This window comes from Paraburkholderia sp. D1E (genome assembly GCF_052682275.1).
Genome location: NZ_JBQYMB010000001.1, coordinates 4,159,038 through 4,184,778, shown reverse-complemented (window position 1 = coordinate 4,184,778; position 25,741 = coordinate 4,159,038). Strand labels below are relative to the sequence as shown.

The 25,741-nt window shown below is 60.7% G+C and carries 22 protein-coding genes and 3 pseudogenes; 15 read left to right on the top strand and 10 right to left on the bottom strand.

The features are described from left to right. Positions 1–92: 92 nt before the first annotated feature. Positions 93–440, top strand: a complete 348-nt coding sequence (locus tag ACUN0E_RS18750; protein WP_445570474.1) for an FKBP-type peptidyl-prolyl cis-trans isomerase — start codon at positions 93–95, stop codon at positions 438–440. Positions 441–678: 238 nt separating this feature from the next. Here the strand turns inward: ACUN0E_RS18750 and ACUN0E_RS18745 are convergent, their stop codons facing one another. Further along, positions 679–909 carry a hypothetical protein gene (locus ACUN0E_RS18745; RefSeq protein ID WP_408240523.1) on the bottom strand — a complete coding sequence of 77 codons (231 nt, stop codon included), beginning with the start codon at positions 907–909 and terminating at the stop codon, positions 679–681. A gap of 235 nt (positions 910–1,144) precedes the next feature. Here ACUN0E_RS18745 and ACUN0E_RS18740 point away from each other — a divergent pair, with 235 nt between their 5' ends. After that, positions 1,145–1,381, top strand: a complete 237-nt coding sequence (locus ACUN0E_RS18740; RefSeq protein WP_445567576.1) for a MipA/OmpV family protein — start codon at positions 1,145–1,147, stop codon at positions 1,379–1,381. A 146-nt stretch (positions 1,382–1,527) separates the two neighbouring features. After that, complete coding sequence (locus tag ACUN0E_RS18735; protein ID WP_445570473.1) at positions 1,528–2,601, top strand: DUF6765 family protein; 1,074 nt, start codon at positions 1,528–1,530, stop codon at positions 2,599–2,601. A gap of 9 nt (positions 2,602–2,610) precedes the next feature. On the opposite strand, the gene ACUN0E_RS18730 is transcribed toward ACUN0E_RS18735, so the two are convergent. Further along, entirely contained in the window at positions 2,611–2,847 is a 237-nt protein-coding gene (locus ACUN0E_RS18730) for a hypothetical protein (RefSeq protein ID WP_445567575.1), read from the bottom strand. A gap of 349 nt (positions 2,848–3,196) precedes the next feature. Here ACUN0E_RS18730 and ACUN0E_RS18725 point away from each other — a divergent pair, with 349 nt between their 5' ends. From ACUN0E_RS18725 to ACUN0E_RS18680, 10 genes and pseudogenes are all read left to right on the top strand, one after another. Then, the gene (locus ACUN0E_RS18725) at positions 3,197–3,535 is read left to right on the top strand and encodes a hypothetical protein (RefSeq protein ID WP_445567574.1); all 339 of its coding nucleotides are present in this window, start codon (positions 3,197–3,199) and stop codon (positions 3,533–3,535) included. Positions 3,536–3,714: 179 nt separating this feature from the next. Beyond that, positions 3,715–4,512, top strand: coding sequence for an H-NS family nucleoid-associated regulatory protein (locus ACUN0E_RS18720; protein ID WP_445567573.1), 798 nt, complete (start codon positions 3,715–3,717; stop codon positions 4,510–4,512). 22 nt (positions 4,513–4,534) lie between these two features. Beyond that, positions 4,535–5,019, top strand: a pseudogene (locus ACUN0E_RS18715) (hypothetical protein). A 597-nt stretch (positions 5,020–5,616) separates the two neighbouring features. Beyond that, entirely contained in the window at positions 5,617–6,588 is a 972-nt protein-coding gene (locus tag ACUN0E_RS18710) for an alpha/beta fold hydrolase (RefSeq protein ID WP_445567572.1), read from the top strand. Continuing rightward, entirely contained in the window at positions 6,585–7,154 is a 570-nt protein-coding gene (locus ACUN0E_RS18705) for a methyltransferase family protein (RefSeq protein ID WP_408483976.1), read from the top strand. Before ACUN0E_RS18710 ends, ACUN0E_RS18705 begins: the two co-directional genes overlap by 4 nt. Positions 7,155–7,163: 9 nt before the next feature. Then, positions 7,164–8,507 (top strand): glycosyltransferase, encoded by a 1,344-nt coding sequence (locus ACUN0E_RS18700; RefSeq protein ID WP_445567571.1) that lies wholly within the window; start codon positions 7,164–7,166, stop codon positions 8,505–8,507. A gap of 92 nt (positions 8,508–8,599) precedes the next feature. Further along, on the top strand, positions 8,600–10,117 hold the full coding sequence (locus ACUN0E_RS18695; protein WP_408240544.1) for a DHA2 family efflux MFS transporter permease subunit: 1,518 nt from the start codon (positions 8,600–8,602) through the stop codon (positions 10,115–10,117). Between the two features lie 10 nt (positions 10,118–10,127). Continuing rightward, positions 10,128–11,069, top strand: a pseudogene (locus ACUN0E_RS18690) (glycosyltransferase family 2 protein); the annotation flags it as partial. An 80-nt stretch (positions 11,070–11,149) separates the two neighbouring features. Then, complete coding sequence (locus ACUN0E_RS18685) at positions 11,150–12,682, top strand: efflux transporter outer membrane subunit (protein ID WP_445567570.1); 1,533 nt, start codon at positions 11,150–11,152, stop codon at positions 12,680–12,682. After that, positions 12,683–13,921 carry an HlyD family secretion protein gene (locus ACUN0E_RS18680; protein WP_408340348.1) on the top strand — a complete coding sequence of 413 codons (1,239 nt, stop codon included), beginning with the start codon at positions 12,683–12,685 and terminating at the stop codon, positions 13,919–13,921. It abuts the gene before it with no gap. Here the strand turns inward: ACUN0E_RS18680 and ACUN0E_RS18675 are convergent. From ACUN0E_RS18675 to ACUN0E_RS18645, 7 genes are all read right to left on the bottom strand, one after another. Further along, positions 13,918–14,871, bottom strand: a complete 954-nt coding sequence (locus ACUN0E_RS18675; protein ID WP_445567569.1) for a hypothetical protein — start codon at positions 14,869–14,871, stop codon at positions 13,918–13,920. The two genes, ACUN0E_RS18680 and ACUN0E_RS18675, sit on opposite strands and share 4 nt — an antisense overlap. After that, positions 14,865–15,659, bottom strand: coding sequence for a MetQ/NlpA family lipoprotein (locus ACUN0E_RS18670; protein ID WP_445567568.1), 795 nt, complete (start codon positions 15,657–15,659; stop codon positions 14,865–14,867). The genes ACUN0E_RS18675 and ACUN0E_RS18670 overlap by 7 nt, the downstream gene beginning before the upstream one ends. Further along, the gene (locus tag ACUN0E_RS18665) at positions 15,656–16,738 is read right to left on the bottom strand and encodes a formylglycine-generating enzyme family protein (RefSeq protein WP_445567567.1); all 1,083 of its coding nucleotides are present in this window, start codon (positions 16,736–16,738) and stop codon (positions 15,656–15,658) included. Before ACUN0E_RS18665 ends, ACUN0E_RS18670 begins: the two co-directional genes overlap by 4 nt. Before the next feature lie 7 nt (positions 16,739–16,745). Next, positions 16,746–18,695 carry an arylsulfatase gene (locus ACUN0E_RS18660; protein ID WP_445567566.1) on the bottom strand — a complete coding sequence of 650 codons (1,950 nt, stop codon included), beginning with the start codon at positions 18,693–18,695 and terminating at the stop codon, positions 16,746–16,748. Positions 18,696–18,855: 160 nt separating this feature from the next. Next, positions 18,856–19,398, bottom strand: a complete 543-nt coding sequence (locus ACUN0E_RS18655; RefSeq protein WP_445567565.1) for a hypothetical protein — start codon at positions 19,396–19,398, stop codon at positions 18,856–18,858. 95 nt (positions 19,399–19,493) lie between these two features. Further along, a complete protein-coding gene (locus ACUN0E_RS18650) occupies positions 19,494–20,141 on the bottom strand; it encodes a response regulator (RefSeq protein ID WP_408240478.1) in 648 nt (215 codons plus the stop codon). 2 nt (positions 20,142–20,143) lie between these two features. Further along, a complete protein-coding gene (locus tag ACUN0E_RS18645; RefSeq protein WP_408240475.1) occupies positions 20,144–21,553 on the bottom strand; it encodes a cache domain-containing protein in 1,410 nt (469 codons plus the stop codon). 454 nt (positions 21,554–22,007) lie between these two features. Here ACUN0E_RS18645 and ACUN0E_RS18640 point away from each other — a divergent pair, with 454 nt between their 5' ends. Both ACUN0E_RS18640 and mctP read left to right on the top strand, forming a co-directional pair. After that, a complete protein-coding gene (locus ACUN0E_RS18640) occupies positions 22,008–22,205 on the top strand; it encodes a DUF3311 domain-containing protein (protein ID WP_445567564.1) in 198 nt (65 codons plus the stop codon). Next, positions 22,202–23,683: a monocarboxylate uptake permease MctP gene (mctP, locus tag ACUN0E_RS18635; RefSeq protein WP_445567563.1), complete on the top strand. Its 1,482-nt coding sequence runs from the start codon at positions 22,202–22,204 to the stop codon at positions 23,681–23,683. Before ACUN0E_RS18640 ends, mctP begins: the two co-directional genes overlap by 4 nt. 647 nt (positions 23,684–24,330) lie before the next feature. On the opposite strand, the pseudogene ACUN0E_RS18630 reads toward mctP, so the two are convergent. Beyond that, positions 24,331–25,580, bottom strand: a pseudogene (locus tag ACUN0E_RS18630) (IS256 family transposase). Between the last annotated feature and the right edge of the window lie 161 nt (positions 25,581–25,741).

Sequence of the window (25,741 nt, the reverse complement as noted above, 5' to 3'; positions counted from 1 at the left end):
ATCCGCTACAATGACGCGCACTACCCACCTGGAGACTCGCTTTGAAATCTATCGTTGCTTTGGTCGCCGCAGCTATTCTTTCTTCCACGGCGATGGCCGCTTCCACCACTGAAAAGCTGCCTTCCGGCGTAATCGTTGAACATCTTACGCAGGGCACGGGTGCCCTGCCGGCCGCTGACGACGTCGTAAAGGTCAACTATCGCGGCACGCTCGCCAACGGCACCGAGTTCGATAGCTCGGCGAAGCATGGCGGCCCGGCAACCTTCCCGCTCAATCGCGTGATTCCGTGCTGGACGCAAGGCGTGCAAAAAATGAAAGTTGGCGGCAAGGCCAAGCTGACCTGCCCGGCGGCCACTGCCTATGGCGATCGCGGCGTCGGCACGATTCCGCCGAATAGCGATCTGACGTTTGAAGTCGAACTGGTTGGTATCGTCAAGTAATCCGGCGCGAAGCGCGCTGAAACTGAACCCCGCTCCGGTGATCGAAGCGGGGTTTTTTTTCAGGACACTGCATTGCTCATTGACACTGAACCCTGATGCGGTTGAAGTACCTGGATTCGTATAGGAACAACTGCCTGAGGGTTACCCGCCTGTTTTAAAGCCGGTTATGCTCGCGCGGTGAACGGGCCTGACGTATTTTCAATAGCCCGGTTTTTCTGAAAGAATAGAAGTTCTGGTCTCACTCGGCCGGCGTGAATAGCATCGACACGTACACAATAGTGGACACGACGATAATGCCGACGCCGACGAAGACTTTGGTGCGATTGAATTCAAGGCCGCCGTCGAGCGCCACACCGATACCGACGACAGAAGAAAGTGTCCCGATCGTGGCCAGCAATACGTGAAGTTTGCTACGAATCAAGGTGCGCCGTTCCGGACTGGCGCCCTCTCTCCATTCATTGAATTTCATTGCAGTATCCTCTTCCGCTAGTGTGCAAGTGGCCAGAAGGTTCAATTAGAGGCAATGCGACAAAGCGCCCCGTTTCGCATTGCGACTGGTTTTCCAATTACACCAAGCATATATGAGCCGCCAGACCGTGCAAACAACAAACCTGAAAATTCAGCATCTGGTTGTCGCTGCGCGTGTTTCTCGGGGAAGGGCCGGGTGCCGGCTGGGTACAGGGCTTCAATGAACCTGCTACGGCGTGACCGCGGAAGATGCTGGGCGCAGCGGTCTGCCCGCAGTCGGTCCGTCCGGCGGACTGGAACACATCACCGGTCGGGGCGCCGCGATCTACCCGTTCAACAAGAACTGGCTCGGTGGTGCGATGATCTACTATCAGAGATTGACGGGCTTGGCCCCTGATAGTCCGATTGTCGCGCAGCGCGGCACGCGCAATCAGATCACGTATGGCGTCGGCGTGGCCTATGCTCTCCGTTGAGTGCGGGCGGAGTCTTTTTTAAAGTTCCGCTGTACTTGGTCGTTTACCTTCTGCGCGTGCGCGTGCGCTTGCGTCGTCGTTGCAACAGTCGCTTTGCGCATTCCGGAAGATCTGGCTGTCATTCGTTGAGCGTGGGGAGCGCGTGCATGAACATCGATTTTCACTACGGTGTGGTCTATATCGTCGCCCGCACTGGCGGAATGACAGCCAGCGATGCGCTCACAGTGGCGCATGCGTGCCAGTATGTCGACGATGCGACCACTTCAGGAATACTGCGTTTTTCGGGTGGCGAGACTTTCGAGCGCTTCGCCACCGCGCACAAGTTATTTGACTATACCAATACGGAAAACGACCAGAACCGGCTGGTGTGGACACCGTTTCATTTTCTGCCCGCGGGTGTTGGAGAGACACTCGAAGATAAGGCGGTGTGCCGGGCGGATAGCGCTGTCGCGCGCGAAGTGGTTCGTCGGGCGATCCGGCAGCGGGACACCGATACGGCCTTGCACCGCCTGGGCGTGACGCTTCACACGTACGTCGATACGTGGGCCCACCAGGGCTTCGCCGGTATCGAAAGCCCGACGAACCGCGTTCGTATGCTGGAGGCGGAAGACTGCACGCAGGAAGGCTGGTTTGCCCACCTTACCCGCGCCACGCGGCATCTGGTCCAGCGTATCGAGGAAGATGTACTGACGCTTGCACTGCCCGTCGGCCACGGTGCCGCTTTGCACTATCCCGACCAGCCGTGGGCGAAATGGCATTACGTCGACGGCAAAAATGTGTGCGTCAAAAGGCACAATCTGCCCGAATTCATGCAGGCGGCCGAGATGACTTGCCGCGCGGTGCGCGCCTACGTTGCGGGACGGGAAGATTTTGAATACCAGCCCGGACTGCCGGAAGATGTAAAAGCCGCGCTTACAACGTTTCTCGACACCAATCGGAACCCGGACGACAACAAGCGCCTGCAGACCCTTTGCGAAGCGGTGGAAGCCGGCGCCATTCCGGGCCTCTCTGAGTCAATTCCGGACTATGTACCCAAGGGGCCCGGCTCCTGGAAATACAAAGCCACCGGTTTGCGCTCCGACGACGATTCGGGGGGCCGCCCCCGGTGGAGCGAAGTCTTCGAGAAAAGCGATTGCCGGCGCTTTCACGATGCAGTCAAAGAGCACCGTTTCGTTACTACGCAGGAAATTCTGCCGGCTTGCGGACTCCGGATCGCGTGAACAGGTGGGTTATTCCACTCGCGCTTGCTGACGTTGCCCGGCTCGTTCTTCTGCTTGCTTCTTCGCCATGTGTCTTCCCACCAGGCAACCGCCCACCGCGCCCACTACCGCGTGGTGCCCGGCATAATGTCCGGCGACCCCGCCGACAACCGCGCCTTTCATACAGCCGGCCGCGTTCGCCGTGCCGACCGCGGCCGACGTCAATGCAATCGCCGCAAGGGCGGCCTTGATAAAACCAGCTTTCATCTGAAAGTACCCCGCTATTGAGTTTCTCTAAAGTGGTGCTTTTATGCGTCATTTCAATAGCCGCCCCAGCGGCCGCGTTCATGCCATTTGTGCTCCTTTCCCTCGTGCTCCAGGTGCGATGCACCCGATTACTACCGGGTTGCATTGCGTTGCTTCTGAGCGCGGTTCGGAGTGTAGAAGGGCGGGCCGGACACAGGTGAAACAGCGCTGCGAGATTGGTAACGCGCGGTTACGGCTAAAAAAAAGAACTGCCACCCTTTGAATCTCCGGATGCTTGCCTATAGTAGAAGCGACTATTGCCGCATTGCACAGCGGCCGGCTTCTCTTGATGGGTGACGGAGAAACAGAAATGACGCCATCGAACGCTGCGATCTATCAGGCCCAGACTTGCACGCCGGATTCATTACGAACGCTTGCCGGCTATCTCGAACTGGCGCTCGACGAAGGAGAAAGCGTGGTCCTGATGCGGATCGGTACGCAGGTGCGCTGCGTTTATGTCGGCAATCCGTCCGGTACGCTGGAGGATTTGACGGATCACGGCGTAGTGGCAGCTTTTCAGGCCGATGAGATGCTGGCGTTGACGCAGTTGGGGCTCAACCGGATAACCGCGGACGATCAACAGTACCGGTTCATGCGCAGCGTACGGTATATCGCCGATCGCCAGGCTGTCGTTTTTACGCCGACTTAAGCGGCTGGCCAGCAATTGGAAAGGTTAAAGAATGGAACGATTGAGTCGTGGACTCGAAAGGTTCGTACTCCACTAGATGCGTTCCGGTGTAAACCTGATGTCTTTATAGGAGCATAGATCTGCCTTTCTCGCGCCATTCATGGCATAGTTCGATCGATTACCACATAAGGAGCAATCAAATGCCCACGTTAGAGCAAATCCAGGCAAAGCTTAAGAAGCTCCAGGCACAAGCTGACGTCCTTATTGCCAGGAAAGCACAAGTCGCGGTCAACCAGATTCGCGACCTGATGCTCAAGCACGGCCTGACCACTGCAGATATCGAAGCAAAGGCAAAGGCGAGACGCGCCGCGCACGCCTTGAATGGCCATGCCGCAAGTGGCAAGGCAAAAGCCGTCGGCGCGGGCAAGTCGCTTCCAAAGTATCGTGACCATAAAACCGGCGCGACCTGGACGGGTCACGGGCGTGCACCTGCGTGGATTGCCGCCGTGAAAGACCGGACCCAATTCCTGATCGAAGGCGCAAGCGAACTGAAGTCAACGGCAAAAGCGGCGGTTACTCGCGCCAAAGCCGGAAGCAAAGGTCAACCCAAAGGTGCCCAGCCGCCGAAGTACCTCAATCCGAAAACCGGCGCTACCTGGAGTGGGCGCGGTCCGGCACCGGCATGGCTCGCAACGGTCAAAGACCGCACCAGGTTTCTGATCGATGGCGCCGCGGCTACCCAGAATGTCGCCGCGAAAAAGGTAGTCACAGCGAAAAAGGCAGTAGTGCCCAAAGCGGCTGCGAAGAAGGGCCGTGTGGCGACTAAAAAAGTTGCGGCAAAGAAAAGCGCTGGCAGACCTGCAGCGAAGAAAGCTGCTGTGAAGAAAACCGCTGCGGCAAAGAAAGCACCGGGTCGCAAAGCGGGTAGTAAAGGTAAAGCCGCCGCGGCAAGCGCTGCAGCAGCGCCGCAAACCTCGACGGTACAAGCCGGCGCCTGAGTACAACGGAGTCGCGAAGTAGATGACTAGTACGTTCGCAACACCCCAGCAGGAAGACCACGTCGTCCTGCTGGACTCTGTTCCTCATCCGGCCGCCCATGCCGCCGAACCATTCATCGTCGTTAGCGGCCGCCGGGTGATCCTGGCTTATCCGATTGCCGAATCCGACTTTGAACGGTTCGGACCATTCGATTCCGACGACGATCCATTTTGCACGGTGCTCTTCCAGACGCCGTCTTTCATCGACTGGGGCCACCCGGCGATGCCGATCTCGAGATCCATCCTCTCGCTTCGCAAGGTCTCAGTGGGTACTCGGTTCACGAAGTGATGAATTCGTCGCTGGCCGCCGAGATTTCGGCCGTCACATCAACCGGCCCAATGCAGCGCCATTTTGTCATCACGTTTCAGGACGCGACGTTCGAATGCGTGGCGTCGGACTATACGGTGGTCGGTGTGTATGGCGCGGGTGAGATCGCCAGCCGGGAAGCATTCTCGCTGGTCCGGTAGTGTGATCCGTTAGTGTGGTTCGTGGCTAGAGTTCGTGCTATTAGGGGTAGCCGCTTCTTTCCATTCCTTTCCTGCTGCCCAAACGCTCGCGTGCTCGCGTGGCGTTTCGGGCTATCCGTGCATGCCTCGTTGAGGTATGCGCAACGCAATGCCGTTTCCTTTCAATTAGATTTCTTTTGGTATTTCGAACGTATGCGCAATGACTTTTTTAGCTTTTATTTTTGAAATATGTTAAAAAGCTTTCCGTCATCGTATATTGACATCAAGTCTTCATGCAGTGAGGCCAGACTGGCGTCAACGAATGGCGTGCCGCAGAGATTGAAGCACCGTTTTCGAAATTACATATAAATATATTACGAGGCATCGAACGCTCGATTGAAGCGCACCCTGAGTTCAGGCGCGTGTCACGGAGAGCAGGCGGACATCACGTCAGGTGATGCATGTTTTCGATGCAGCAGTGGTCGTCGCGGATCGGATTTGCCGGCACAAAGGCAAGTCGCATGGGCCTGATCCGCGGTAGTACGGCCGCAATGCGTCCGCGAATGCGGGCGCGGTATCGGTACGCATTTGCTTTGCGCAAGTGCATGCGAATACGCCATGCCCATCGAAAAACTCCTTGTTCCGCTACCGGCGGGCCTGAAAGTCTACGTTGAACGTCACGTATTCGATCCGGCCTTCGAGAGTGTCATTCTGATCAACGGCGCGCTAGCCACCACAGCGTCGTTCGGACAGACAATCAAATATCTCGGCGAACGCTACAACCCAATTTGTTTCGATTTACCTTATGCGGGTCAATCGAAAGCGCATAACGTGTGCGACTTCGTTCTTACAAAAGACGATGAAGTCGGCATTCTGCTGCATCTAATAGGCTTATTCGAGCCGAGCTTCCTGTTGTCGGTGTCGTGGGGCGGGGTGGCGTCGCTGCTTGCGCTCTCGCGGGCGCGCACCAGCGTGAGGCGCGCAGTGATTGCGTCGTTCTCGCCGCGGCTCAACGAGGCGATGACCGCGTACGTGACCGCGGCACGCGACTACATCGCCGCCGGCGAAAATCTGAAGGCCGCGCAGTTGCTCAACGATACCGTTGGCCAGCATCTGCCGCGCATCATGAAGCTCTACAACTATCGCTACCTCTCCACGCTGCCACGCGATGAGCAGGACCAGGTGGCGTTTCACGTCAACCAGATTCTGGCGATTCGTCCTGAGGACTATCTGCACGAGTTCCGCAACATCGATTGCGGATTGAAGTTCCTCAACGGCGAGCTCGACGAGTACACCACGCCAGAGGACGCCCGCTCACTCAGCACGCATCTGAAGCGCGCCGAGTTTCTTACGATCGAGCAGGCCGGGCATTTCCTCGATCTCGAAGGACGGCCCGCGCTGCGCCAGGTTCGGACGGCGATCTTCGATTACTTCGGCGCCGCGCCGGTGCCGGCGACAGGCCGTGCGCTCGATAGCTTCGACACGTTCGCCGCACGCTCGCCCATCATGCCGGTGCAGCAACCCGCTATCGCGAACGTCGCGATGCAGGCCACCGCCGATCACTCGTTCCAACAGGTCGAACTACCGTGAATATCGTTCAGAGCATCGCCATTGTCGTACCCTGGGGGCTGTGGCTGCTGTATTGGGTCGCGACGTCGAACCGCGTCAAGGAGACCGCGCGCAAGGAGGCGTCTCTTTCGCGCACGTTGCAGTCGATTCCATTGATTGGCGGTGGCGCGCTGATCGTGCTGCCGGACTTCAACGCAGCGGCGTTGTCCCTTGATCCCCATGCGATCGGGCCGCTGCAGCTTGCCGGCTTCGCCGTGCTGCTGGCGGGCCTCGCGTTTTCCGTATGGGCGCGGCTGCATCTCGGCACCAACTGGAGCGTGTCGGTCACGCTAAAGGAAGGGCATGAACTGGTGCGCAGCGGACCGTATGGACTGGTTCGTCATCCGATCTATACCGGCTGCCTGCTGGCGCTCCTCGGGGCCGTGCTGATCGGCGCGCAATGGCGTGGCGTGGCTGGGCTATTGCTGGTTTTCGCGTCGCTGGCTTACAAGGTGCGGGTCGAGGAGAGCTGGCTGACCGGTCATTTCGGCCGAGCGTATTCGCAGTATCGACGCGACGTCGCCGCGCTGATTCCTGGTCTCTTCTGAGCCACAGGCATGGCGAGAGTCATCATCACCGCGATCGGCTCAGCGGGCGACGTGCACCCTTTGCTTGGCATCGGCGCGGCTCTGGCTGCGCGCGGTCACGAGATCGTCTTCTGCACGCATCCGCCGTTTGCTGCGGCCGTTACGCGCCAAGGCTTCGCATTCGTGCCAATCGGCACCGCCGCCGAGTATGAAGTGGCGATGGCGAACCCGGCGCTATGGCATCCGCGTACCTCGTTCCGTACGCTGTGGGCAGTGATTGCGCCGACGCTGCGGCCGCATTTCGACACGCTGGCTGCGTTGACCGATGACGACACCGTGCTGGTCGGCACGTTATGGGCCTTTTCCGCACGCTTGATGCAGGAGCTGTACCGCGTGCCATTCGTATCGGTGCAGGTGTCCCCATCGACCCTGCTCTCGGCGGATGCGCCGCCGACGCATCCGCGGCTGACGATTCCGCGTGGCTTACCGCTGGCTGTAAAAGCGGCGCTGATGCGGTTGATCGAGCAGTATGCGCTTGACAAGGTCTGTGGCCCCGCATTGAACGCGTTACGTGCGGAACTGGCGCTCGCACCGGCACGACGCATTTTCGGCGAGTGGCTGCATTCGACCGACGGCGTGCTGTGTCTCTTTCCGGAGTGGTTCGCGCAACCTCAGCCGGATTGGCCGACGCCGCGCCGCCTCAGCGGTTTTCCACTATTCAACGACACGGGCGTTCAGGCGTCCGATCCGCAACTCGACGCCTTTCTCGCCGCAGGCGAGCGGCCCGTGGTTTTCACGGCGGGCTCGACCTTGATCGATCACGATCGCTATGCGAATGCAGTGAGTGCTGCGCTGATGGAAAGCGGGTTGCGCGGCATTCTTCTGACGCCGGATGCGGTTCGATCCGATGCGACTACCGCTCAGACGACGGGTGTGTTGGCTGACGCCCAGGGCGTACTGCTCAAGCGGCGTTACGTGCCGCTTCAAAAGCTGTTGCCAAACTGCCGGGCGATGGTGCATCACGGCGGCATCGGCACGGCGGCGCTTGCGTATGCCGCCGGTATTCCGCAAGTCGTGACGCCCTTCGCGCACGATCAGTTCGATAACGCGCAGCGCGTGGCTGCGAGCGGTTGCGGTGTTCGGCTCGATAAACCCCTGCAGCCACAGGCTCTCTCGCGTGCACTGAAGCATGTGCTGGGCAGCCCGTCGATCGCGACGCAATGCGGGCGCATGCAGGACCGGCTCGCGTCGTCGCCGGATGGTTGCGAGGCGGCCGCCAGCTATATCGAAGGCCTTATGCTCACCGGCGCGCGAGCGCAAACGGTCGACCGCGTGTCTTTGCCGGCACTGGCAGACAGCGGGCATGGCGTATGAGCGCCGTCACGCCGTCGCCGAAGCACGCCGCATCGGCCCACGAGACGCAAAGCGTCGGCGACGACCCCGCCGGCGAGCGCAGCGTCCCCCGCATGCGCGGCGCGCAGCTCGCCTTGCTGACGTTCGCGCTGTCGCTGGCCACGTTCATCGAAGTGCTGGATTCGACGGTAACTAATGTCGCGGTGCCGGCTATTTCCGGCGGCCTTGGCGTGTCCAACAGTCAGGGTACGTGGGTGATCAGCTCGTACTCCGTGGCCGCCGCCATCGCCGTGCCCTTGACGGGCTGGCTCTCACGGCGGCTTGGCGAAACGCGGCTGTTCCTCGGTGCGGTGATCCTTTTCACGTTGACGTCGCTGCTCTGCGGCGTGGCCGGCGATTTTCACCTTCTGGTGGTATGCCGGGCATTGCAGGGGCTCTTTTCCGGGCCGATGGTGCCGCTTTCGCAAACTATCCTGCTGCGTACCTTTCCGCCGGACAAGCGCGTCGTGGCACTGGCTTTGTGGGCAATGACGGTGCTGCTCGCGCCGATCTTCGGTCCGGTGGTTGGCGGCTGGATCATCGACAGTTTCTCGTGGCCGTGGATCTTTCTGATCAATCTGCCGATCGGCATCTTCTCGTTCGCGGTGTGCATGACGCTGCTGCGCCCCGACGCAAAGGCAGCCGCCGCCAAGGCGGCGCCAATCGATCTGCCCGGCATCATTTTGCTGGTAATCGGCGTCGGCTCGCTGCAGACGGTGCTCGATCTCGGTCACGATCGCGGCTGGTTCGATTCGCCTTTGATCTTGACACTGGCCATCGTTGCCGGGCTGGCGATCGTGTCGCTGTTGATCTGGGAGGCGGGCGAACGGCATCCGGTGATCGATCTGAGCCTGTTCCGTGACCGCACGTTTTCGTTTTGCGTGCTGATCATTTCGCTCGGCATGATGGCCTTCTCGGTGGTCGGTGTGATTTTCCCGCTCTGGCTGCAGGCCGTGATGGGCTATACCGCGTACCAGGCCGGGCTTGCCACCGCGCCACTCGGTGTGCTCGCGCTGGTGTTTTCGATTCTGGTCGGCATTTACGCGGCGCGTGTAGATGCACGTGTGCTTGCGACGTTCGGTTTTCTCGTGTTTGCGGCCGTGCTGTGGTGGGATGCGCATTTCACGCTGACGATGACCTTTACGCAGATCATTACGCCAGGTCTGATCCAGGGCATCGGCTTGCCGTGCTTCTTCATTCCGTTGACCGCGGCAACGCTGTCGCGTGTGTCCGACGACAAGCTCGCCGCAGCTTCCAGCCTGTCGAATTTCTTGCGCACGCTCTCGGCGGCGTTCGGCACGGCGATGAGCGTTACGCTATGGGATAACCGTGCGCTGTATCACTACGACGTCGTCGCACAGTCCGTGACGAAATCGTCGGGCAACACGCAGCGCTTCGTTCAGAGTCTGCACGGCATGGGCATTGACGGCGTGCGCGAACTCAGCACCTTGCATCACCTCGTGCAGCAGCAGGCTTACATGATGGCGACCGGCGACATGTTCTACATGGCAAGCATCACCTGCCTCGTGCTCGCCGCGATGATGTGGCTCACGCGTCCGAAGCGCGGCGCGGCGATGGCTTTAGGTCACTGAGGGATTTCCGATGACGATCCTGGGCGCATTAATCATCCTGTTTCATCCGAGTGAGGAGCAGCTCGCGCGCGCGGTGGCGATGCGCTCGGCGTGTGACCGCTTGCTGGTCGTCGATAACTCGCCATTGCCGGATGCGCGCGCCGCGATGATGCTGGGCGAGGCGGGCGTTGCGTTGCTGCATCACGGTAATCGCAACGGCATTGCAGGTGCTTTCAATTGCGGCCTGAGCGCGCTCTTCGAGGCGGGTGCGGATGCGGTCGCGCTGTTCGACCAGGATTCCGAGGCGCCACCTGCTTACTTCGATGTGATGCGCGACCGGTGTGCATCGATGAGTGGCCTGGCGTTTTTAGCCGGCCCGCGCATTTTCGACGAAAACGATCAACGTTTCCTGCCCGAGCTCGCAACAAGCGGTTTGGCGGTGGAGAGACTGTCCATACATGCCGACGCGGCGTTGCAGCGCTGCGCGTTTCTGATTTCGTCCGGCTGTGTCATTTCACGCGAGGCGTTCGCGCGGCTCGGCCGCTTCGACGAAGCGCTCTTTATCGACCATGTCGATACCGAGTACTGCTTGCGTGCGCTACTGAGCAATGTGCCCGTGTACGTGGTGCCGTCACTCGTACTGCTGCATCGAATCGGCTCGCGGCGCCGTCACAAACTGGGTTCTCTGGAATTGACGACAATGAATCACCCCAGTTTTCGCCGCTATTACAGCGCGCGAAACGCAATGCAACTGGCGCTGCAATACGGACCACGATTGCCGGTGGCGATCGTGCCGAACGTGCTGACGCTCTGGCAAATCGTGCAGATCGTGCTGCTGGAAAAAGACAAGCTGGCGAAGCTCAATGCGATTGCGCTAGGTCTTTTCGATGGCTTCTTCGGGCGCATGGGGCCGCTCGCGCGGACGCGTCCGCGGCTCGCGGCCAAAGCGGCTAAACCTGCTAAACAGGGCAGCGCAGCGAGGCCCGGCGAGATAAACGCACCGGCGGCGGGAGAGCGTGCAATGCATCGTACCCGGCACTCATGAGGCAGCCTATGCAATTTTCCATGCCGCGCGCCTGGCCGCTGCTGCTGATTGCTGCGGCGCTGACGGGTTGCGTGAGCGATTCGGGTCTGCATACCAACGTCAACCCGCTCAAACCATCTGCCGATGCGCTCGCGCAGACCATTGGGCCAGGCGCGAACGGCGTGTGGCCCGCGCCCGATTGGGTCAAGCGTTATCGCGATCCGCAACTGGATGAACTGAGCGCCGAAGCGTTGCAGAACAATCCCGACCTGCAGATTGCCAGGGCGAGGGTGGGCGCCGCGCAGGCGCAACTCGAACAGTTTGCTTCGCTCACGGGCCTCACCGGCACCGCGGGCGCGACGGTGAGCAAAACCCGTTTGCCGCAGTCGAATGACGTGGCTAACGTATCCGTCGGCGGCCAGCAGATTCCGGTGCAGTTGTTCAGCGATCCGAATGTCTCGCCAGCCGCATTGTTCGCAGGCTTGAGCTACCAGCTCGACTTGTGGGGCAAGAATGCGGCGCTGACCGGCAGCCTGCTGTCCACGCGCGACGCGGCGCGAATCGATGCAGAGCAGGCCCGGCTCACGTTGACTGTCGCGCTCGTGACGCTTTACTGTGAGCTCGATCGCGCCTTTGCGATGCAGGATATTCTGCTGCAAAAGCAACAGGCCGCGGATAGTGTCGATGCGGTGTTGCGTGAGCGCGGTGCGCGCGGCCTCGATAACGCGTACGACGCAGCTGACGCCACACTCAAGCGAAGCCGGCTCGCCTCACAACAGGCGCTGAACGACGAGCGCATCAAACTGACCGAATTGCAGATCGGCGTGTTGACGGGGCGTGGCGCGGAGCGGGGTTTATCGCTGCATCGTCCGCAACTGGCCGCGGCTGTTGACGCGCCGATGCCCGCGCAGCTGCCGGTCGATCTGCTGGGCCGCCGGCCCGACATCGTGGCGGCACGTTTGCGGGCTGAAGCCGCACTCGCCAACATCGACGCCACGCGGGCGCAGTTCTATCCCGATGTGAACCTGGTGGCCTTTGCCGGGCTGACAGCATTGACGCCTGCAGCGCTTTTTTCGCGCGCGGCGTTGACCGGCTCAGTGGGGCCGGCGATCTCCTTGCCGATTTTCGACCGGACCCGGTTGCGCGCGCAACTAGGCGGCGATTACGCCAATGTCGACGCGGCGATAAGCCTCTACAACAAGACCGTTGACGAGGCGCTCGGCGAGGTCGCGCGCCAGCTGACTTCCCTGCGTACGATCGATACGCTCGCTACCGAGCAGACGCGCGCAGTGGACGCAGCCTCACGCATCGTCGCGATCGCCGAAGAGCGGCATCGGCGCGGTATCGGCATGCAGAAGGATGTGACGCTGGCCGACCTGTCTTTACTCGACGAACGCGCGCAGCAAGTGGATTTGCAGGGCCGCCGCAGGCTGCTGCAGGTCGCGCTGGTCGGCGCGCTCGGTGGCGGCTTCGACGTACACAAGGTGGCCGGCGCGCCGATCTCTCACTATCAGCCGACCTTTCCCTCTCACGCACGCATCACGGATACGCACTTCGATTGAATGCACAACGATAAACAGGCACAGCATGCCGCCGGCTGGACCCAGGGGCAGGAAAACCCGGCAAACACGGCAGGCATAGCGACCGACGCCCACGATTCGAAACGGACGGTGCGCCGGCGCCGTTTTGCCGTTTTCTTCGGCGTGGTGGCGCTCGCCGGTGTGGCTTGGCTGACCTATTGGATTTTGAGCGCGCGCTTCTACGAAGAGACCGACGACGCCTACGTGGCGGGCAACATCGTGCAGATCGCGGCGCAAATACCGGGTACAGTCACCGATATTCTGGTGGACAACACGCGGCAGGTGCGCGCGGGTCAGCCGCTCGTCAAACTCGACGATGCCGAAGCGGCCGCCGCGTTCGCGCAGGCGAAAGCGCAATTGACGCTCGCCGTGCGCCAGGTGGCGAACGCGACGATCTCACGCAAGCTATACGTCCAATCGATCGACGCGCGACGCGCCGAACTCGCGTTGGCGCAACGTGCGCTGGCCGCGCGCGATCATGCTTCGGTGGAGGTCGTGTCGCCGGAAGAACTGGCGCGCGCCCGCGAAACAGTGGCAGTCGCGCAAGCAAACCTCGCTTCGGCGCAAGTCCAGCTCGACGCCGCACGCGCGCTTGGCGGAAAATTTCCGGTCGAAGCCAGCCCGCCGGTTCTGCAGGCCGCTGCGCAATTGCGGCTTGCTTATCGGAATCTGCAGCGCACTACCGTCATCTCTCCTGTCGACGGCACGGTCGGGCAGCGGTCGGTGCAGATCGGCCAGCAGGTCGGGCCGGGGCTCGCACTCATGTCGATCATTCCGCTCGAGCGTCTGTGGGTCGAGGCGAATTTCAAGGAAGGCCAGATACGCAGCATGCGCGTGGGGCAGCCGGTGCGCATCGTGTCGGATGTGTATGGCTCGCAAGTGGTGTATCGGGGGCGCGTGGAAGGCTTTTCGGCAGGCACGGGCAGCGCGTTTTCGATGCTGCCTTCGCAGAACGCGGCCGGTAACTGGATCAAGGTCGTGCAGCGCGTGCCGATTGTGATTTCGCTCGAACCTGCCGAGCTCGCGGCGCATCCGTTGCGGTTAGGGCTGTCGATGCAGGTGTCGGTGGATACGCATGTGCGCAGCGGTCATCTGATCGGCAACGATACGCCCGCGGCCACGCAAAGTACTCGCGTCCACGATAGCGTCTCGCGTGACGCCGACGCGTTGATCGCGCAAATCATTCGTGAGAATAGCGATCGCGGTGGCGCTGCCGATTAGCGATCTGCGCCACTGAGATACGCCTCGACGGACGGTACGCGAGACGGTTGACTACTGGAGTCGCCAGCGGAGGCAGGCACGGCAAGAATGGATTTTGCGCGTTGATAAGCGCTGGCGAATCCTCGCAATTCCTGCGTAAACGGCCGGTCATCAAGCCGTCGGCTTAGCAGCGCTTGCGCAATGCAACGCTCGATCAGTGCGAGCTGGCTGTCGATATAGTCAAGGCACAATTGACGACAGCGCGCTGAAACACCTGCTACCGCTAACAATGCCGGCGCAATTGAAATCGTCAGGAAACCGCCTGCGGGAACGCGCGCCAACGCAGCGGGAGACTCGAACAGATCTTTGCGCAGCGATTCGAATACGGTTTTCCCCCATACTTCACGCTCGGCAGCGAGTGAGGCGCGGCGGCGTGCGAGTGCATCTTTTGCGCTCGCGTCTTCAATGCGGCCTTCAGCGACCATCAACGCAGCGCCGGTGCGTTCGCCTTCCTGAATGCAATCGGCGCCGAGGTAGGCGGCGCTCTGATTGCGTCCGGCCAATACCAGGTGTTGCAACGCATCTGGCACGAGCGGATCGAGCGGGACCACTTCGCAGGTGACGGGCTTGCCTTCGAAGTGAATCGCGCAGCGTCCATCATCTTCTAGCGCCGGGCAGCGTGCGATGGAAGGGTAGTCGTAGCCCTGTGTCGTGATGCTGAACGTGTCGCCCGCGCGATGCAGCAGCGTATCCGCGATCGCATCGAAGGCGGCGATCTCCGCGTCGCTCAGTATGGTTTCGTGTTTGCCGACGCGAAGCTTTTCGTGCAATCGCCTGCGAGGCACGCGCCCAATCGCAATACAGCCGACGAACAGATCGCGATGCCGGAACAGTTCCGGCAACGACATCGCCGGCGGACTGTTGCAGCATTTGCCGCATGCCGAGCACGCGAATGAAAACGCGTTCACCATGGCCGGCGTACCGAGTCCTGATAGTGCGTCAGGATGAAATGCGCGACGTCGGCGGAATGATAGGCGCCGACCAGTTGGGCAACCCACGGTTGCGCACGGTCATCGTCGCGCACGGTCAATACGTTAGCGTAGGGCGAGCGCGCGTCTTCGAGACCGAGGCTGTCACGCGCGGGATAAAGGCCTGCGCGTGCCGCGTCGTCGCTATCGATTACGGCGAAGGCCACACTATCCAGGCTGTCGAACAGGCGAGCACGCGGCACCTGGCGGATCTTCAGCTTCAACCGGTTGCTCGTGATGTCGGCGAGCGTGGCATGCAAGCCGGCGCTGTCCCTGAACGTCAGCAGCGTGAAGTTTTGCAGCAGGATCAAGGCGCGCGCGGTGCCTGCGCGGTCGTCGGGAATCGCTATCGTCGCGCCGCGCTGCAATTGGCCGAGGTTCGTCAGTTTTCGCGAGTACAGCGCGATCGGAAACGTGACGGTAGTGGCGACGCTCGTTAAGGCGTAGCCATGCTGTTTGCGCTGCGCCTCGAAACCCGGCTCGTCTTCGAAGCTCGCGGCGTCGATCTGTTTCGCGGCGAGCGCGGCATCGATGCCCTCGGGTTTGTCGAAGACAACCACATCGAGCGTGAGTCCTTGTGTGGCGGCGACACGCCGCACTTCCTCCATGATCTGCGCGTGGGCGCCGGCCGTGACGCCGATTTTCACGATCTGCGATGCGGCGGCCTGCCCTGGTTGAACCCATGAAGCCGCAATCAGCATCACTGCTGTGATGAACGCGCGTGGTTTCATGATGCGTCCCTCAACACCGTGCGAAAGCCGATATGCGAAGCCGGCAAATCCGCTTCCTGCTGCTCGCGGGACGCCGCACGATAGCGCACGCAATAGTCGCGGGAACAGAGGAACGAGCCGCCTTTGATGACCATCGGCGTATCGTGCTTGCGGCTGAGCGGCGCGACCGCTGCCGTATCGCCATTGGTGTGCGACTGATGCGGACCACTGTAGACGTCTCGGGTCCATTCCCACGCGTTGCCGATCATGTCGTAGAGCCTGAAATCATTGGCCGCATAACAGCCGACCGGGGCGAGGCCGACGTGACCGTCCTCATTGGTGTTCAGCACGGGAAACACGCCTTGCCAGTAATTCGCACTCGGCTTGCCGTGTTCGTCGCGTGGCGCGGTGTCGAGATCCGTGCCCTCATGGCCGGCTTTTCCGGCGTATTCCCACTCGGCTTCGGTGGGCAGATCGCGGCCGAGCCAATGCGCGTAGGCGAGCGCGTCGGCCTGCGTGACCATCGTCACTGGCTGGTTCATGCGCCCGTCGAGATTGCTGCCGGGGCCCGCCGGGTGATTCCACGCGGCGCCTTTGACCCACGTCCACCACGCCAGATCGCGCGCGTTCATTTCTTCGTGCGTCGGCGTATGAAAGACCACGGCGCCGCCCTGGCGCTCCGAATCGCTGATATAGCCCGTCGCCTTCACGAATGCCGCGAACTGCGCATTCGTCACGTCGGTCTGATCGATCCAGAAACCTGTGACGTGGGTTTTGCCGTCGCCCGCAGGTCGCTCATCTTCGTAACCGAGCTTGCTGCCGAATACGAAGTTGCCGCCGTGCAGATGCACCATGCCGGCTTTCGGATCGTCGCGCCAACGCGAAGGCAAGCCGGCGTAGCGCTCGCATTGCTGTTCAGAGCCTAGTGCCACTAATGCGCGTGAGCGGTTCAGATCGTCGAACGCGCTTTGCTTACCGCCGTTCAATGCCGCTGAGGCGGCCATCGCGGCGGTAAAGGCGGCCGCAAACGCGACCGTGGCGATCGCGGCATAGGCTCCGTGCCACGCCGCGGTGCTTTTCAGCTTGAATCGGACGGACATGGTGTGCTCAGTAGTAACCGCGCGGACGCAACGGTTCGACACCGCCGACGCTGCTCATATAGGTGTTCCACTGTTGCACGAGGCCGTCGATTACGGACGGATTCTGCGTCGACACGTCCTGCGTTTCGCCGCGGTCGGCGCTCATGTCGAACAGTTGCCAGTGTCCATCCACCGGGCCCAAGGGCGGTTCGGTCCACAAGGCTTTCCAGCGGCCGTCGGCGCTGCGCAGGTAGCCGCGGCCGTAGGCTTCGTCGCCGAACGACGCGGTGTGCACGGCGTCGGTAGTCTGATCGTTCAGCAAAGGCAACAAAGACTGCCCGGTGATCGGATAAACGTAGCGATTGTTGTAGACCACCTTGCCCTTGTTCTGATCGACACCGGTGAGCGTATTGATCAGCGGTGGCGCGGCTTGTGTGGGCGGCGGGATCTGCGCGACGGCGAGGAACGTGGCGGTGTTATCGGTCACGTGCGTGAAGTCACGCAGCGTGGGTTTCTGGGCGGTCTGACCCGGCAGATGGACGATCAATGGCGTGGATACGCCACCCTCACCCGAATAGCCCTTCGTCAAACGGAACGGCGTGGCGCTCACTTCGGCCCAGCGCAAACCGTATTGCAGGCGCTGTGCGTTCTGCTTGCCATTGTCGGTGCCGAGTGTCGAATAGACCGGGTCCGCGGCGTTGGCTGTGTCGGTGGCGGTTGGGTCCGCGCCGGAGTCGATTGGCCAGCCCTCGGCGCCGTTGTCCGACTGGAACATGATGAAGGTGTTGTCGTATTCGCCGATGTCTTTCAGATGCTGGATCAGCAGGCCGATGTTGTGGTCGAGATTTTCGACCATGCCCGCGTAGATTTCCATGTAACGCGCCTGGGCCTTCTTCTCGGCGGGCGAGAGGCTTGCCCATGTCTTGTTCACGTTGCCTGGACCATAGTCGGTATAGCCCTGCGCGGCGCTATGCACGGCGCTCACATACTTCGCATTGGCGGTGCCGTTGTTTGCGGTGGCCGCTGTTGCTACAAGCGTTTCCGATGCGCCGCCATAAGGCACGAAGTCGTTCGGAATGATGCCGAGCGCCTTTTGCCGCGCAATGCGCGCGTTGCGGATCACGTCGTAGCCGGCATCGTATTTGCCGACGTAATTGTGTAGATAAGGATCGGGGACTTGCAGCGGCCAGTGCGGTGACGTGTAGGCCGCGTAAGCGAAGAACGGCTTACCGTCGCCCTTGTTCGAATCGATGTACGAGATCAGGCGTTGCGTGTAGAAGTCGGTCGAGTAGAACACGGCGGGGCTGCCGCCTGCGCCGCCCGGTTGCCCAGGCTGGCCGGGTTGCACGTACCTGCCGTCTTCGGTGTAGTTCTGCGAGTTCGCCAGTTCGTGAGCAAAGTGATTGGTCGCGGCGCCGCCGAGCAGCGCATAGCTGTGCTCGAAGCCCCATTGATCCGGCGTCTGCCCGCCGCCCGTCGTGCTGCCGACGATACCCGAGCCAATGTGCCACTTGCCGGCCATGTACGTGTGATAACCGCCGTCTTTCAGCAATTGCGCGACCGACAGCGCGCGGTCGTTCAGATAACCTTCATAGCCGGGCAGGCCTTTGCGTTCGTCGGTGGGCACCCCCATCGTGCCTTCGCCGACCAGATGGTGATCGGTGCCGGAGATCAGCATTGAGCGCGTGATGGCGCAGACGGTGCCGGTATGGTGGTTCGTCAGGATGCGGCCCGACTGGACCAATGCGTCGAGGTTGGGCGTGTTGATTTCGCCGCCAAAGGCATGGATGTCGGAATAGCCGAGGTCGTCGGCCATGATGTACAGAATGTTCGGGCGCTTCTGCGCGACCACGGGCGCAGCAGCAGCCGGTCCGGGCAGATTATCGTCGCCGCAGGAGGCGAGCACGACGAGGCTGGCGACGGCCGCGCCGATAATGCCAAGACGAAGGGTGGGGCGTTGCGATCGTTGTGTTGTCATTGTTGTGCTGACCGGATATGTCGGGTCGCCGATGTTAGCAATGACGTCAGGACGGCCAAAGATCGATTTCTGCGTTGCTATGTTCGATTGTCGATATAGGCGCTGAAGCGTGATGGGGGATATAACGCGTGACGCTATTTCGTGCGTGTTCTATGCGCGGCTAGTTGCCCGGATCGGTCACGGGTTTGTCCGGAACCGCAAGCGTCTTATAGGGGAGCGACGCTGCGTGCGGATTGATTGTGGTGTCGTCGATCACGCGATCGACATCCGCGGTTCTAGCGAGTTCTGCGAGGAATGTCTGTTTGTCGAAGCCCGGCGCAACGCAGCCTTGCACGTAAATGAAGCGGCGTTGCAGTGTGAGCCACAGCGTTGACTGTTCGCGCCAGTGGGTAGCGTAATTGATGTTGGCGAGACGCCGTTGGACGGCGTCGGCGATTTCCACGTCGTAGAGGTACGCGTTCGACAGACGGCAACGGCCTTCCACCCAGCAGCTATTGCCGCGCTCGATCCGGTAATGGCTGTCGTCGAGCCATTCCTGCTCGGTTTCGAGCGGGCCTAAGGGCACCGGGCATTCGCTGATCGCTTTGGATACTTGAAAGAACGGGTCGTGGCCACGGTTGACGCGTTGCGCTTCTGCGTGGGCGTGAGTGGCGGCCAGGCAGAGCAGCAGACTGAACAGAGGTTGTTGGATCAGGCGTTTCATCGTCCTGGGCTCCCGGATGTCGAGCGTGGGTAGACGGGTCGACGGTTTTGATTCTCGGCTACTCAGTTGAGATTATGCAGCGGTGGCTCAGGACCTCATTGGCTTTTACGCCGATTCTCGACGGCGAACTTGATCAACTCGGCCTGACCTTCGATATCGAGCTTGCGTTTCAGATTCAGCCGATGCGTTTCTACTGTGCGCACCGACAGGTCGTTGCGTTGAGCGATCTGCTTGCTCGAGAGGCCTTCCGCGAGCGCATCGAGAATATCGCGCTCGCGCGGTGTGAGCCGTTCAATGGGCGATTGCGTTGCCGATGCCTGAATCAGTCGCGCACCCAGCCCCGCACTGAAAAACGTCTTACCTTCCAACACCGCGCCGATCGCCTGAATGATTTCCGTAGCGGGCGAGTCTTTGAGCACATAGCCGCTGGCGCCCGCCCGCACTGCCTGGGTCACGTATTCGAGGTTGTCGTGCATGGACAGCATCAGCACGCGTATCGCCGGGAAGCGCTCGTGAAACATGCCGGCCAGCGCGATGCCGTTCATCCCGTTCATCCCGACGTCCATCAGCACCAGATGAGGTTCGTGGCTGGCCGCGAGCGCGAGTGCTTCTTGCGCATTGCCCGCTTCGCCGACGATTTCGATGTTGCGCACGGCTTCGAGGCGGGCGCGCAAACCATCGCGTACGAGTGGGTGGTCGTCGATCAGAATCAAACGTGCGATAGCGAGTGAGATGTCATTCATGATCAGATTTCCTGCAAGGGCGGCGATTGGTGCGCAGACGCAACGACTGGCACGCGCGCGGTCACGATCGTGTGGCCGGCTTGCGAACTGAGTGACAGCTTGCCGCCCAGCGCGTCCAGCCGCTCGCGCATATTGCGCAGGCCTACGCCCGCGCGAAGACTGACGAGTGCGTGCGCCACGTCGAAACCGTGCCCGTTGTCCGAGATCGTCAGCGTAACGGCGTCGTTCGATACCTCCAGCGATAGCGCCGCGCTGGATGCGTGTGCGTGTCGCACGATATTCGTCAGCGCTTCCTGAGCAATACGGAACAGCACGGTGTTTACCGCCTCCGGCAAAGACACCGCGTTTGTATGTGCGATCTGCGTGAAGCCGATCTGGATACCCGATTCATCGCTCAACTCGCGCGTGAGCTGCTCCAGTGCGGCCGCTACGCCGAGGTCATCGAGCATCGACGGACGTAGCGCGTGAGAAATGCGGCGCACTTCACGCAAGGTGTCGCCGATGCGCGCGACGCTGGTCGATAGCGCGGCTTCCGCTGCGGGCACGCGCACGTCGCTGCGTTCGAAACGCGCCTGCGCCGATTCGAGCAGCAGTTTCACGGAAACCATCATCTGGCTGATGCCGTCGTGCAATTCACGCGACAGGCGTGCCCGTTCGTGTTCCTGCGAGTCGACCACCTGCTGCGCGAGCCGCTTCAGTTTTGCGTCAGCGCTGCGATATTCGGTGACGTTGAGCACCAGTGCGCACAATGCGATCACGGCGAGTCCGGCCACGGCGATACCGTCGATCCACTGCATCGTGCGATCGATGTTGGCCGCCGCGCCCTGATCGATGTGCGCCAGCGTGGCGTCAATATCGTCGAGATAGATGCCGGTGCCGATCATCCAGCCCCAGCGTTCGAGCGGCACCACGTAGCCGAGTTTCGACGCGAGCTTGCCTGTCGACGGACGATGCCACACGTAACGCACGTAACCACCGCCGCGCGAGGCCGCAGCGAGCAGTTGCTGGATCGTCAGTGTGCCCTGCGGATCGCGCAGCGCCCATAGGTCGCGTCCGACGAGGTCGGGCTCGCGCGGATGCATCAGCGAACGGCCGTGCATGTCGTAGACGAAGAAGTAGCCGTCCTTGCCGAAATCCATTTTTTCGAGCATGTCGAGCGCGCGGGTACGCAGCATCGCATCGTCGCGCGCGTTGTCGTGGCCGGCGTTGTAGAGCGGGGCGATCGCCGTGGTCGCAAGCTCGACGTAGTGTTTGAGTTCGATTTCCTTGCTGGCCATGTACGCGGCCTGGGTGGTCGCGTGCTGCGTCTCGGCGAGCGCCGTGGCTTCCTGACGGACACCGGTTTCAATGCTGGCGATGGCCGCCAGAAAAGGCACGATCGCCAGCAGGACAATCTTCGCTTTGAGTTTCATCGTTGAAAGGGCGGCCGATGGGCTACGTAGTAGTACGTAGCCGGCTTACGTAGTTGCGCGCTTGTGAGGACGCTCACGAAGGCGAATACTACATCCCCGCGACGTATCGCGCCTTCCGGCGTGCGGTGTCGCGGTGTCCGGGCCGCCCCGGCATTTTTATAATCAGGCAGGAGACATATGAATCCGGTTTCAATGCCAGTGTGCGTACTGTCGCAAGGCGATGGCGCTTGCCGTCGCCGCGAGCGGGCATCTGCACGCCCCGTGCATGACGTGCTTCGAGGCCATTGCTCATTCGTATGAACGTTCGACTCGCCGGGGTGTATCGGCCGTCGCGCTCTGGCGCTGTGCAAAAAGCAAACTCCGGTTTTGCCGCCTAATATCAGGTAACCGGTTTTCCGCGTGCCCGGCCACAAGTCATGGCACGCGGTTTCAATAATAGACTTAGGAGAAGTGTGTGGAGACCTCCCAATCTGCCGGCCGTTCACGGCTATGGCTTATCTTGCTGATCCCGTACATTGCGTTGCTGTGGTTGCCGTTTTATAACGACACGCGTCCCTCGTTCGCCGGCTTCCCGTTCTTTTACTGGTATCAGTTCTTGTGGGTTCCGTTGACCTCCCTACTGATTTACGTCGTGTATCGAGGTGTCAAATGAGCGATGTCAATCCTGTGAACCCGGTTGCGATGACCGTCTTTATCGCGTTCTTTGTTCTCGTCACCGTGATCGGTTTTTTTGCCGCGCGCTGGAAGCGGGGCGATCTGACGCAATTGCACGAGTGGGGCCTGGGTGGCCGCCAGTTCGGCACGGTGATTTCGTGGTTCCTCGTGGGCGGCGACTTCTATACCGCCTATACCGTGATCGCGGTGCCCGCGCTGGTGTATTCGGTGGGCGCGTATGGCTTCTTTGCGCTGCCGTACACGATCATTGTCTATCCGTTCGTGTTCGCGGTGATGCCGAAGCTGTGGAAGATCGCTCACGCGAAGAACCACATCACGGCAGCGGACTACGTGCAGGGTGAATACGGCGGCAAGTGGTTTCCTGCTGCCGTTGCGATCACCGGTATTGTCGCGACGATGCCGTATATCGCGCTACAGCTCGTGGGGATGCAGGTGGTGATCAAGGGGCTCGGCGTGACGGGCGAAATGCCGCTGATCGTCGCCTTCGTGATTCTTGCGCTGTACACGTACGCGAGCGGCTTGCGGGCGCCTGCGATGATCGCGTTCGTTAAGGACATCATGATCTACATCGTCGTGATCGCGGCTGTATGGCTGATTCCTGCGAAGCTCGGCGGCTATGCGCATGTGTTCGATGCAGCCGATACGTATTTCAAGGCCAAGGGCGGCGCAACCGGGATCATTTTGAAGCCGACGCAATTCACCGCTTATGCATCGCTTGCTTTGGGCTCGGCCCTGGCGGCGTTCATGTATCCGCATACGATGACGGCGGTATTGTCGTCATCGTCGGCGAATACAGTGCGTAAGAATGCAATTTTTCTTCCGGCATACACGCTGTTGCTGGGACTGATTGCGTTGCTCGGCTATATGGCGATTGCGGCCGGCGTGCATGTGAAGTCGGCGTCCGACATGGTGCCGGCGCTGTTCAATACGCTGTTCCCGTCGTGGTTCGTCGGTTTTGCGGCCGCGGCCATTGCGATTAGCGCGTTGGTGCCCGCCGCGATCATGTCGATTGGCGCGGCCAATCTGTTCACGCGGAATTTGTGGCGCCCGCTCGTCTCGCCGAATATCACGCCTGAGGCGGAGGCTTCGACCGCGAAGATCGCTTCGCTCGTCGTGAAGTTCGGCGCGCTGTTGTTTATTGTGTTTTTGCCGACGCAGTATGCGATTGATTTGCAGTTGCTGGGTGGGGTTTGGATTTTGCAGATTTTCCCGGCTATTGTGTTTTCTTTGTATACGCGGCGGTTGAACACGCCGGGGTTGTTTCTTGGGTGGCTTGCCGGGATTGTGATTGGGACGGGGATGGCCATTTCGCAAGGGCTTAAGCCGGTGTTTGCTCTTCATATCGGTGATGCGACCTATCCGCTTTATATTGGGTTGATTGCGTTGGTGGCTAATATTATTGTGAGTTTTGTGGTGTCAGTTTTGTCGCCGAGGAGGGGTGTGGTTGCGGTTTGAAGTTGGGGTTTGGCTGGCTGGCGCTTTATGTCTGGTTGCCTACGGCGTTGCCTTGTTTTGTTTGCCCGCGCGGCGCTTTTGGGTTGTGTGCCTGCGGTGTTGGCCTTTCCTTGAATTGTTATTGGTTTATTAGCGTCGCCCCTGTGCGGGGCAGGCACTTACTTCTCTTTGCCGCCGCAAAGAGAAGTAAGCAAGAGAAAGCGGCTCACACCGCTAATTCTTAAGCGGGTCCCCCGCACAGTTGCGGTAGTGGTGCATCTGGAATCCGTATCCTCGTACATTCGGCGTGAGTGACACAGGGCTCATCAGCTCCCACTCCGCACTGCGTGCGTCGCGGATGGGTCTGCCAGGGAAACCGGGGGCTTCGTTTGGGCGCGGTGGGAGCCGTCGGCTTCGCCTCGGCGAGACGCATCCGCACTCATGCCCCTCTTCGAAGGAAATGTCAGTGTGTGGATGTTGCAGCCATAGGCATAGCCGTGGCTGCAGTTTCAGTTTCAGTTGCCGTGGCAGTGGCAGTGGCAATGCAACGGCGAGCGACGGCACTGGGTAAAAAGTGGGAGCGTAAAACGCAGCGGGTGGTTTTATGAGGTGCGCGTCGGCGCGCGCGGCGCGAGGGTGTCCGGAATTTTGTGTAAACGGGTATTGATTTAACCCGGTAACAGGCGGTCTTCGAACTGGATAGTGAAGCGGTTCAGGGCTGCCTTCCAGTCCCGGATCGGCATCGACCACTTCTTGCTGATGTTGTTAAGTGCCAGGTAAAACAGCTTGGTCACGGCCTCGTCGGTCGGGAACGAACTGCGGGTTTTGATCACCTTGCGCAGGCTCATGTTGATCGATTCGATGGCATTGGTGGTGTAGATCACCTTCCGGATCTCCGGCGGATAGTCGAAGAACGGAATGACGCGTGCCCAGTTGCGCCGCCAGCTCTGCCCGATGGACGGATAGTCCTTGTCCCACGTGGCTTCGAAGGCACTCAGCTTCTGCTCGGCCAGCTCGACCGTCGATGAAGTGTAGATCGTCTTCAGGTCGGCGGCGACCTCGCGCTGCACCTTCCAGGACACGAAGTTCAGACTGTTGCGCACCATATGCACGATGCACAGTTGAACTGCTGCCTTCGGATAGACTGCTTCGATGGCTTCGGGGAAGCCCTTGAGCCCATCGACACAGGCAATAAAAATGTCCGCACGCCGCGCGTTTTCAGCTCGGTCACCACCTGCAGCCAGAACTTCGCGCCCTCGGTCTGGGCGATCCACAGCCCCAGGACTTCCTTGTGGCCGTCCATGTTCACGCCGATGGCGAGATAGACCGCCTTGGTCCGTACAGCACCGCTGTCGCGCACCTTGACGTGGATGCAGTCGAGATAAACGATGGGGTAAAGCGCGTCGAGCGGGCGGGCTTGCCAGGCCTTCACATCCTCGCTCACCGCGTCTGTTACGGCCGAGATGAGCGTGGGCGACACCTCGGTACCGTACATTTCTTCCAGATGCCCCTGAATCTCCCGCACGCTCAGGCCGCGGGCATATAGCGAGATGATCTTGTCGTCAAAGCCCGACCAGCGCGTCTGATGACGACTCACCAGCTTCGGCTCGAACGCACCCTGACGGTCACGCGGGATATCGAGCGGCAACTCGCCAAACTCCCCCTGCAACGTCTTGGCGCTATGGCCGTTGCGGGTGTTGCCCGTGGCATTGGTGACCGCTTCGCTCTTGCCGTGGCCCAGGTGTTCGGACATCTCCGTCTCTAGCGCCCGTTCAACCAGCATCTTCGTGAGCTGCTTGAGCAGGCCGTTCTCGCCAATCAGGTCCTCTGGTTTCTGGTAGTTCGCCAGCAGGCTGTCGGCCAGCTTGACGAGCTCAGGGTCGGGTTTCACGCGTTTGTTGCGTTTCGCTACGGTCATCGTCGCTCCTGATTACTGGCAGTCTCCTGCCAAATGACCGTTTACACAAAACTAATTACACCCTCCGCGGCGCTGCCGGAAGTATGACAGCCTTGTCACGAACGCGGAGTGTGCGGGAACACAGATTCCAGATGCACCACTAACCCTTCCAAGCCAGGGGA

What these genes read in the sequence shown, in the direction of transcription:
- ACUN0E_RS18650 (WP_408240478.1), bottom strand. Translation starts at nt 20,141, where the DNA reads ATGAATGACATCTCACTCGCTATCGCACGTTTGATTCTGATCGACGAC.
- ACUN0E_RS18660 (WP_445567566.1), bottom strand. Translation starts at nt 18,695, where the DNA reads ATGACAACACAACGATCGCAACGCCCCACCCTTCGTCTTGGCATTATC.
- ACUN0E_RS18645 (WP_408240475.1), bottom strand. Translation starts at nt 21,553, where the DNA reads ATGAAACTCAAAGCGAAGATTGTCCTGCTGGCGATCGTGCCTTTTCTG.
- ACUN0E_RS18695 (WP_408240544.1), top strand. Translation starts at nt 8,600, where the DNA reads ATGCGCGGCGCGCAGCTCGCCTTGCTGACGTTCGCGCTGTCGCTGGCC.
- ACUN0E_RS18750 (WP_445570474.1), top strand. Translation starts at nt 93, where the DNA reads ATGGCCGCTTCCACCACTGAAAAGCTGCCTTCCGGCGTAATCGTTGAA.
- ACUN0E_RS18685 (WP_445567570.1), top strand. Translation starts at nt 11,150, where the DNA reads ATGCAATTTTCCATGCCGCGCGCCTGGCCGCTGCTGCTGATTGCTGCG.
- ACUN0E_RS18730 (WP_445567575.1), bottom strand. Translation starts at nt 2,847, where the DNA reads ATGAAAGCTGGTTTTATCAAGGCCGCCCTTGCGGCGATTGCATTGACG.
- ACUN0E_RS18720 (WP_445567573.1), top strand. Translation starts at nt 3,715, where the DNA reads ATGCCCACGTTAGAGCAAATCCAGGCAAAGCTTAAGAAGCTCCAGGCA.
- ACUN0E_RS18735 (WP_445570473.1), top strand. Translation starts at nt 1,528, where the DNA reads ATGAACATCGATTTTCACTACGGTGTGGTCTATATCGTCGCCCGCACT.
- mctP (WP_445567563.1), top strand. Translation starts at nt 22,202, where the DNA reads ATGAGCGATGTCAATCCTGTGAACCCGGTTGCGATGACCGTCTTTATC.
- ACUN0E_RS18675 (WP_445567569.1), bottom strand. Translation starts at nt 14,871, where the DNA reads ATGGTGAACGCGTTTTCATTCGCGTGCTCGGCATGCGGCAAATGCTGC.
- ACUN0E_RS18655 (WP_445567565.1), bottom strand. Translation starts at nt 19,398, where the DNA reads ATGAAACGCCTGATCCAACAACCTCTGTTCAGTCTGCTGCTCTGCCTG.
- ACUN0E_RS18745 (WP_408240523.1), bottom strand. Translation starts at nt 909, where the DNA reads ATGAAATTCAATGAATGGAGAGAGGGCGCCAGTCCGGAACGGCGCACC.
- ACUN0E_RS18700 (WP_445567571.1), top strand. Translation starts at nt 7,164, where the DNA reads ATGGCGAGAGTCATCATCACCGCGATCGGCTCAGCGGGCGACGTGCAC.
- ACUN0E_RS18710 (WP_445567572.1), top strand. Translation starts at nt 5,617, where the DNA reads ATGCCCATCGAAAAACTCCTTGTTCCGCTACCGGCGGGCCTGAAAGTC.
- ACUN0E_RS18665 (WP_445567567.1), bottom strand. Translation starts at nt 16,738, where the DNA reads ATGTCCGTCCGATTCAAGCTGAAAAGCACCGCGGCGTGGCACGGAGCC.
- ACUN0E_RS18680 (WP_408340348.1), top strand. Translation starts at nt 12,683, where the DNA reads ATGCACAACGATAAACAGGCACAGCATGCCGCCGGCTGGACCCAGGGG.
- ACUN0E_RS18670 (WP_445567568.1), bottom strand. Translation starts at nt 15,659, where the DNA reads ATGAAACCACGCGCGTTCATCACAGCAGTGATGCTGATTGCGGCTTCA.
- ACUN0E_RS18725 (WP_445567574.1), top strand. Translation starts at nt 3,197, where the DNA reads ATGACGCCATCGAACGCTGCGATCTATCAGGCCCAGACTTGCACGCCG.